Source organism: Salmonella sp. 741265073_HBA (assembly GCF_046569105.1).
In the GTDB taxonomy this organism is placed as follows: Bacteria; Pseudomonadota; Gammaproteobacteria; order Enterobacterales; family Enterobacteriaceae; genus Salmonella; species Salmonella enterica.
Genome location: NZ_JBKFRY010000013.1, coordinates 139,920 through 147,231, shown reverse-complemented (window position 1 = coordinate 147,231; position 7,312 = coordinate 139,920). Strand labels below are relative to the sequence as shown.

The 7,312-nt window shown below is 54.5% G+C and carries 9 protein-coding genes; all 9 read left to right on the top strand.

Annotated elements, in window-relative coordinates:
• Positions 1-222 (top strand): 30S ribosomal protein S9 (gene rpsI / locus ACLD3P_RS17475; RefSeq protein ID WP_411006718.1); only part of this gene is annotated, 222 nt, incomplete at its 5' end.
• A gap of 314 nt (positions 223-536) precedes the next feature.
• Positions 537-1,175, top strand: coding sequence for a stringent starvation protein SspA (gene sspA / locus ACLD3P_RS17470; protein WP_000257298.1), 639 nt, complete (start codon positions 537-539; stop codon positions 1,173-1,175).
• A gap of 5 nt (positions 1,176-1,180) precedes the next feature.
• Positions 1,181-1,681, top strand: a complete 501-nt coding sequence (gene sspB / locus ACLD3P_RS17465) for a ClpXP protease specificity-enhancing factor (RefSeq protein WP_410044734.1) — start codon at positions 1,181-1,183, stop codon at positions 1,679-1,681.
• A 108-nt stretch (positions 1,682-1,789) separates the two neighbouring features.
• Positions 1,790-2,581 carry a transcriptional regulator NanR gene (nanR, locus tag ACLD3P_RS17460; RefSeq protein WP_000382926.1) on the top strand — a complete coding sequence of 264 codons (792 nt, stop codon included), beginning with the start codon at positions 1,790-1,792 and terminating at the stop codon, positions 2,579-2,581.
• A 134-nt stretch (positions 2,582-2,715) separates the two neighbouring features.
• Positions 2,716-3,609, top strand: coding sequence for an N-acetylneuraminate lyase (nanA, locus tag ACLD3P_RS17455; protein WP_411006572.1), 894 nt, complete (start codon positions 2,716-2,718; stop codon positions 3,607-3,609).
• 115 nt (positions 3,610-3,724) lie between these two features.
• Complete coding sequence (nanT, locus tag ACLD3P_RS17450; RefSeq protein ID WP_411006573.1) at positions 3,725-5,215, top strand: sialic acid transporter NanT; 1,491 nt, start codon at positions 3,725-3,727, stop codon at positions 5,213-5,215.
• A 46-nt stretch (positions 5,216-5,261) separates the two neighbouring features.
• Positions 5,262-5,951 (top strand): N-acetylmannosamine-6-phosphate 2-epimerase, encoded by a 690-nt coding sequence (locus ACLD3P_RS17445; protein ID WP_079919554.1) that lies wholly within the window; start codon positions 5,262-5,264, stop codon positions 5,949-5,951.
• Entirely contained in the window at positions 5,948-6,823 is an 876-nt protein-coding gene (gene nanK, locus ACLD3P_RS17440; RefSeq protein WP_411006574.1) for an N-acetylmannosamine kinase, read from the top strand. The genes ACLD3P_RS17445 and nanK overlap by 4 nt, the downstream gene beginning before the upstream one ends.
• Positions 6,820-7,287 carry an N-acetylneuraminate anomerase gene (gene nanQ / locus ACLD3P_RS17435; RefSeq protein WP_000979901.1) on the top strand — a complete coding sequence of 156 codons (468 nt, stop codon included), beginning with the start codon at positions 6,820-6,822 and terminating at the stop codon, positions 7,285-7,287. Before nanK ends, nanQ begins: the two co-directional genes overlap by 4 nt.
• Positions 7,288-7,312: the final 25 nt, after the last annotated feature.

Sequence of the window (7,312 nt, the reverse complement as noted above, 5' to 3'; positions counted from 1 at the left end):
GTTGAGAAATTGGATCTGTACATCACTGTTAAAGGTGGTGGTATCTCTGGTCAGGCTGGTGCGATCCGTCACGGTATCACCCGCGCTCTGATGGAGTACGACGAGTCCCTGCGTGGCGAACTGCGTAAAGCTGGCTTCGTTACTCGTGACGCTCGTCAGGTTGAACGTAAGAAAGTCGGCCTGCGTAAAGCACGTCGTCGTCCGCAGTTCTCCAAACGTTAATGGGTTTCTGCTTCGGCAGACAACTGTTAGCGAAAAAACCCGCTTCGGCGGGTTTTTTTATGGGCAATGCATTTATCTGTCACAATGAAATGCGGATTGTTGTCTCTTTTTCCCCAATTCCAGAATCGACTCACCACAAAGGTCACAAAATCTGGTAAACTATCATCCAATTTTCTGCCCAAATAGCGGGGAATGTTCATTTTTTGTCTCGTTTCTGAGCAATGATGGCTTTTTTCGCCCTGGGTGACATAACATCTGGCTGGTCACATTGTGGCTGGTAGCAGTAAAAATTCTGAATATACCTGGAGGTTTTCATGGCTGTCGCTGCCAACAAACGTTCGGTAATGACGCTGTTTTCTGGTCCTACTGACATCTATAGCCATCAGGTCCGCATTGTGTTGGCTGAAAAGGGTGTTAGTTTTGAGATCGAACATGTGGAAAAGGACAATCCACCTCAGGATCTGATTGACCTCAACCCGAATCAAAGCGTTCCGACACTGGTGGATCGTGAGCTGACCCTGTGGGAATCTCGCATCATTATGGAATATCTGGATGAGCGTTTCCCTCATCCGCCGCTGATGCCGGTTTATCCGGTCGCGCGCGGTGAAAGCCGTCTGTACATGCACCGTATTGAAAAAGACTGGTATACGCTGATGAACGTCATCGTAAACGGGTCTGCTTCCGAGGCCGACTCTGCGCGTAAACAACTGCGTGAAGAGCTGCTGGCGATTGCGCCGGTATTTGGTCAGAAACCGTATTTCCTGAGCGACGAATTCAGCCTGGTTGATTGCTACCTGGCGCCTCTCCTGTGGCGTTTACCGCAGTTGGGTATCGAATTCAGCGGCGCAGGGGCGAAAGAGCTGAAAGGCTATATGACCCGCGTCTTTGAACGTGATTCTTTCCTGGCTTCTTTAACCGAAGCTGAACGTGAAATGCGCCTCGGTCGGGGTTAACCTGTATGGATTTGTCACAGTTGACGCCGCGTCGTCCTTACCTGTTGCGTGCTTTCTACGAGTGGTTGCTGGATAACCAGTTGACCCCGCATCTGGTGGTGGATGTGATGCTGCCTGGCGTGCATGTCCCTATGGAATATGCGCGCGATGGGCAAATCGTCCTTAATATTGCGCCACGGGCGGTAGGTAATCTGGAGCTGTCTAATGATGAAGTGCGTTTTAATGCGCGCTTCGGCGGCGTTCCCCGTCAGGTTTCTGTGCCTTTGGCTGCGGTGCTGGCGATTTACGCCCGTGAAAACGGCGCAGGCACCATGTTTGAGCCTGAAGCCGCCTATGATGAAGACGTTGTCAGCTTAAATGATGATGACAATACCGCAAGCGCGGAAAGCGAGACCGTGATGTCCGTCATTGATGGCGATAAGCCCGACCACGATGACGACAGTAGCCCTGATGACGAGCCGCCTCCGCCGCGTGGCGGACGTCCGGCGCTGCGCGTAGTAAAATAATCAACAGGCCCTGAAGGGCCTGTTTTGTTTGGCCTCCTCGCGGGTTCACCCTGCTTTTGAAGCTGTGTTACGATAAGCTTGCTATTATTTGCCACCGACCACTCATGAATGGACGTTATGAACGCATTTGATTCGCAAGCAGAAGATTCACCGACATCCCTCGGGCGTAGTTTGCGCCGCCGTCCGCTGGCGCGTAAAAAACTGTCTGAAATGGTTGAGGAAGAGCTGGAGCAGATGATCCGCCGTCATGAGTTTGGCGAGGGAGAACAGCTACCGTCTGAACGTGAATTAATGGCCTTCTTCAATGTGGGGCGTCCCTCCGTGCGTGAAGCGTTAGCTGCGCTGAAGCGTAAAGGTCTGGTGCAAATCAATAACGGCGAACGCGCCCGCGTCTCGCGCCCCTCTGCTGATACCATCATCAGCGAACTGTCGGGTATGGCGAAAGATTTTCTTACTCATCCTGGCGGCATCGCTCACTTTGAACAGCTACGGCTTTTCTTTGAATCCAGCCTGGTACGCTATGCGGCGGAACATGCCACCGACGAGCAGATCGCGTTGTTAACGAAAGCGCTGGAAATTAATAGCCAGTCGCTGGATGACAACGCGCTGTTTATTCGTTCGGATGTCGAGTTTCACCGGGTGCTGGCTGAAATTCCCGGCAATCCGATCTTTATGGCTATTCATGTTGCTCTGCTGGACTGGTTAATCGCCGCTCGCCCAAGCGTTCCCGATCGTGAGCTGCATGAACATAATAACGTGAGTTATCAACAGCATATTGTGATTGTTGATGCTATTCGCCAGCGAGATCCCGATAAAGCGGATCGCGCTCTGCAAACCCACCTCAATAGCGTTTCCGCTACCTGGCACGCGCTCGGTAAAAAAAGTCAAAAAATGCGGTAGCGATCGCACCTCCGATCCCGGTTTAGTGAAGCAGATCGCACTATAAGCGTTCTGTATTATTTGCTGCTTATTTGATCTGGTATAACAGGTATAAAGGTAGGTAGTTAATATATTCATCATCCGTAGAGGTAGGTATGGTAAAAGCATTGCAAGGCGTAATGGCGGCGTTATTGACCCCATTTGATCATCAGCAGCAACTGGATAGCGAAAGCCTGCGCCGTCTGGTGCGTTTTAACATCGGGCAGGGTATCGACGGGCTGTACGTTGGCGGCTCCACCGGGGAAGCATTCGTACAGAGCCTTGCTGAAAGAGAGCAGGTACTGGAGATTGTCGCCGAGGAGGCGAAGGGAAAAATCACGCTGATCGCCCATGTCGGGACGGTAAGCACCGCAGAAAGCCAGCAGCTTGCCAGCGCCGCAAAGCGTTACGGTTTTGATGCGGTCTCTGCGGTGACGCCTTTTTATTACCCTTTCAGTTTTGAAGAGCACTGTGACCATTATCGGGCAATCATTGATTCCGCAGATGGATTGCCGATGGTGGTATACAACATTCCGGCGTTAAGCGGCGTAAAACTTACCCTCGATCAGATCAATACGCTGGTGACATTACCGGGCGTGAGCGCGCTGAAGCAAACCTCCGGCGATCTCTTCCAGATGGAGCAGATCCGCCGCGCGCATCCGGATCTGGTGCTGTACAACGGTTATGACGAAATCTTCGCTTCCGGTCTGCTGGCGGGCGCGGACGGCGGTATCGGCAGCACATACAACATTATGGGCTGGCGTTATCAGGGGATTGTGCAGGCATTACGTGAGGGCGATGTGGCGAAAGCGCAGCGCCTGCAAACCGAGTGCAATAAGGTTATTGATTTACTGATTAAAACCGGCGTATTCCGCGGCCTGAAAACGGTCCTGCATTATATGGACGTGGTATCGGTGCCGCTGTGTCGTAAACCGTTCGCGCCTGTTGATGAAAAATACCTGCCGGCGCTCAAGGCGCTGGCTCAACAACTGATGGAAGAAAAGGCGTAACAGCATAATGCCGGGGGCGCTACGCTTGCCCGGCCTACAACAGTGTGAGCGGTAGGCCGGATAAGGCGGAGCCGCCATTCGGCATAACGACAACAAAAATCGTCGGGAGAGTAAAATGAGTACTTCTACCCAGAACATCCCGTGGTATCGCCATCTCAACCGGGCGCAGTGGCGGGCATTTTCCGCTGCCTGGCTGGGATATCTGCTTGATGGTTTTGATTTTGTGTTGATTGCTCTTGTACTGACTGAGGTACAAAGCGAATTTGGGCTGACGACGGTACAGGCGGCAAGCCTGATTTCTGCGGCTTTTATCTCTCGCTGGTTCGGCGGGTTATTACTGGGCGCGATGGGCGATCGCTATGGGCGTCGTCTGGCGATGGTCAGCAGCATCATTCTGTTTTCGGCGGGAACCCTGGCCTGCGGGTTTGCGCCCGGTTACACCACCATGTTCATCGCCCGACTGGTGATTGGTATGGGCATGGCGGGCGAATATGGTTCCAGCGCGACCTATGTGATTGAAAGCTGGCCAAAACATTTACGCAATAAAGCCAGCGGTTTTCTGATTTCCGGCTTCTCCGTCGGCGCGGTCGTTGCCGCGCAGGTGTACAGCCTGGTGGTGCCTGTCTGGGGCTGGCGCGCGCTGTTTTTCATTGGCATTTTGCCAATTATCTTCGCTCTCTGGCTGCGGAAAAACATTCCGGAAGCGGAAGACTGGAAAGAGAAACACGCGGGTAAAGCGCCGGTACGTACGATGGTCGACATTCTTTATCGGGGCGAACATCGCATCATCAACATTTTAATGACTTTCGCCGCCGCCGCTGCGCTGTGGTTCTGTTTTGCCGGTAACCTACAAAATGCTGCGATTGTGGCGGGGCTGGGACTACTGTGCGCGGTTATCTTTATCAGTTTTATGGTGCAGAGCAGCGGTAAACGCTGGCCCACTGGCGTCATGCTGATGCTGGTGGTACTGTTTGCTTTCCTCTATTCCTGGCCGATTCAGGCGCTATTACCTACTTATCTGAAAACCGAGCTGGCCTACGATCCGCATACGGTGGCGAATGTCCTGTTCTTTAGCGGATTTGGCGCGGCGGTTGGTTGCTGCGTAGGCGGTTTTCTTGGCGACTGGCTGGGAACGCGTAAAGCCTATGTCTGTAGCCTGCTGGCCTCGCAAATCCTCATTATTCCGGTCTTTGCGATTGGCGGCACAAACGTCTGGGTTCTGGGTCTGCTACTGTTTTTCCAACAGATGTTGGGGCAGGGGATTGCCGGGATTCTGCCGAAGCTGATCGGCGGTTATTTCGATACCGATCAGCGCGCGGCGGGGCTGGGCTTTACTTATAACGTCGGCGCGCTCGGCGGCGCGCTGGCGCCGATCCTGGGAGCGCTGATCGCTCAACGTCTGGATCTGGGCACTGCGCTGGCATCGCTCTCTTTCAGCCTGACGTTTGTCGTGATCCTGCTTATTGGGCTTGATATGCCGTCTCGCGTACAGCGTTGGCTACGTCCGGAAGCGTTACGCACTCACGATGCTATCGACGACAAACCGTTCAGCGGAGCCGTACCGCTTGGCAGTGGTAAAGGTGCCTTTGTAAAAACGAAAAGTTAATCCGCTTGCCCGGTTTTAAACCGGGCAATATTTGTAAGGGAGTAGTATGTCGTTACTTGAACAACTGGATAAAAATATTGCCGCTTCTGGCGGCCTGATTGTCTCCTGCCAGCCCGTTCCGGGCAGTCCGCTGGATAAGCCGGAGATTGTAGCGGCAATGGCGTTGGCGGCGGAACAGGCGGGCGCGGTTGCGGTGCGTATTGAAGGCATAGACAACCTGCGTATGACCCGCTCGCTCGTTTCGGTACCCATTATCGGCATTATCAAACGCGATCTGGACGACTCTCCAGTGCGAATTACCCCTTTTCTCGACGATGTAGATGCGCTGGCGCAGGCCGGCGCAGCTATTATCGCCGTTGATGGAACCGCTCGGCAACGGCCGGTAGCCGTTGAGGCGTTGTTGGCGCGCATTCATCACCACCATCTACTGGCGATGGCCGACTGCTCATCCGTGGACGATGGTCTCGCCTGTCAACGGTTGGGCGCGGACATTATCGGCACGACAATGTCTGGCTACACCACCCCCGATACGCCGGAGGAACCCGATCTGCCCTTAGTCAAAGCGTTGCATGACGCCGGATGCCGGGTGATAGCCGAAGGGCGCTATAACTCGCCAGCACTGGCGGCGGAGGCGATCCGTTATGGCGCATGGGCGGTGACGGTAGGGTCCGCCATTACCCGTCTGGAACATATCTGTGGATGGTATAACGATGCATTAAAAAAGGTGGCGTCATGACTACGTTAGCAATCGATATTGGCGGTACTAAACTTGCCGCCGCGCTCATCGACAACAACTTGCGCATTAGCCAGCGTCGCGAGCTGCCGACCCCTGCGAGCAAAACGCCGGACGCGTTACGTGAAGCATTAAAGGCGCTGGTTGAACCGCTACGGGCAGAGGCGCGTCAGGTAGCGATAGCCTCTACCGGGATCATTCAGGAAGGGATGCTGCTGGCGCTAAACCCCCATAATCTGGGCGGCTTGCTACACTTTCCGTTAGTACAAACACTGGAAACGATCGCTGGCCTGCCGACGCTGGCGGTGAACGACGCGCAGGCGGCGGCCTGGGCGGAGTATCACGCGCTCCCTGATGATATCCGCGATATGGTATTTATCACCGTTTCAACCGGCGTTGGCGGCGGCGTTGTCTGCGACGGCAAGCTTCTTACCGGAAAAGGCGGTCTGGCCGGGCACCTGGGACACACCCTGGCGGACCCACATGGGCCTGTATGCGGCTGTGGACGCGTTGGCTGCGTAGAGGCTATCGCCTCCGGACGAGGGCTGGCCGCGGCGGCGCGGGACGATCTGGCGGGATGCGACGCCAAAACCCTATTTATTCGCGCTGGCGAAGGTCATCAGCAGGCGCGACATCTGGTAAGCCAATCCGCGCAGGTGATAGCGCGAATGATCGCCGATGTGAAAGCGATTACCGACTGCCAGTGTGTGGTCATTGGCGGCAGCGTAGGGTTAGCTGAGGGTTACCTGGAGCAGGTTCGCGCGTTTTTGATGCAAGAGCCTGCGCCTTATCACATGGCGCTGAGCGCCGCTCGCTATCGGCATGACGCAGGATTATTAGGCGCTGCTTTGTTAGCTCAAGGAGACACATTATGATGATGGGGGAAGTACAGTCGTTGCCTTCTTGCGGGTTGCATCCGCGACTGCTGGATGCCTTGACTCTCGCGCTGGCGGCAAGGCCGCAGGAGAAAGCGCCGGGGCGCTATGAATTGCAGGGCGACAATATCTTTATGAATGTAATGCAGTTAACGACGCAAATGCCGGCCGAGAAGAAAGCGGAATTGCATGAACAATACATTGATATTCAGCTACTACTAACCGGCGTCGAGCGTATTGCGTTTGGGATGTCCGGTGCCGCTCGCCAGTGCGAGGAGATGCACGTTGAAGAGGATTACCAGCTTTGTAGTCAAATTGTCGACGAGCAGACTATTACGCTGCAAGCGGGGATGTTTGCTGTGTTTATGCCGGGAGAACCGCATAAACCGGGATGTGCAGTGGGTGAGCCGGATGACATCAAGAAAGTGGTAGTGAAAGTACGCGCCAGTCTGCTGGCGGCCTGAATCTCTTGCCGGAGCAGTCTTCCGA

What these genes read in the sequence shown, in the direction of transcription:
- sspA (WP_000257298.1), top strand. Translation starts at nt 537, where the DNA reads ATGGCTGTCGCTGCCAACAAACGTTCGGTAATGACGCTGTTTTCTGGT.
- sspB (WP_410044734.1), top strand. Translation starts at nt 1,181, where the DNA reads ATGGATTTGTCACAGTTGACGCCGCGTCGTCCTTACCTGTTGCGTGCT.
- nanR (WP_000382926.1), top strand. Translation starts at nt 1,790, where the DNA reads ATGGACGTTATGAACGCATTTGATTCGCAAGCAGAAGATTCACCGACA.
- nanA (WP_411006572.1), top strand. Translation starts at nt 2,716, where the DNA reads ATGGTAAAAGCATTGCAAGGCGTAATGGCGGCGTTATTGACCCCATTT.
- nanT (WP_411006573.1), top strand. Translation starts at nt 3,725, where the DNA reads ATGAGTACTTCTACCCAGAACATCCCGTGGTATCGCCATCTCAACCGG.
- ACLD3P_RS17445 (WP_079919554.1), top strand. Translation starts at nt 5,262, where the DNA reads ATGTCGTTACTTGAACAACTGGATAAAAATATTGCCGCTTCTGGCGGC.
- nanK (WP_411006574.1), top strand. Translation starts at nt 5,948, where the DNA reads ATGACTACGTTAGCAATCGATATTGGCGGTACTAAACTTGCCGCCGCG.
- nanQ (WP_000979901.1), top strand. Translation starts at nt 6,820, where the DNA reads ATGATGATGGGGGAAGTACAGTCGTTGCCTTCTTGCGGGTTGCATCCG.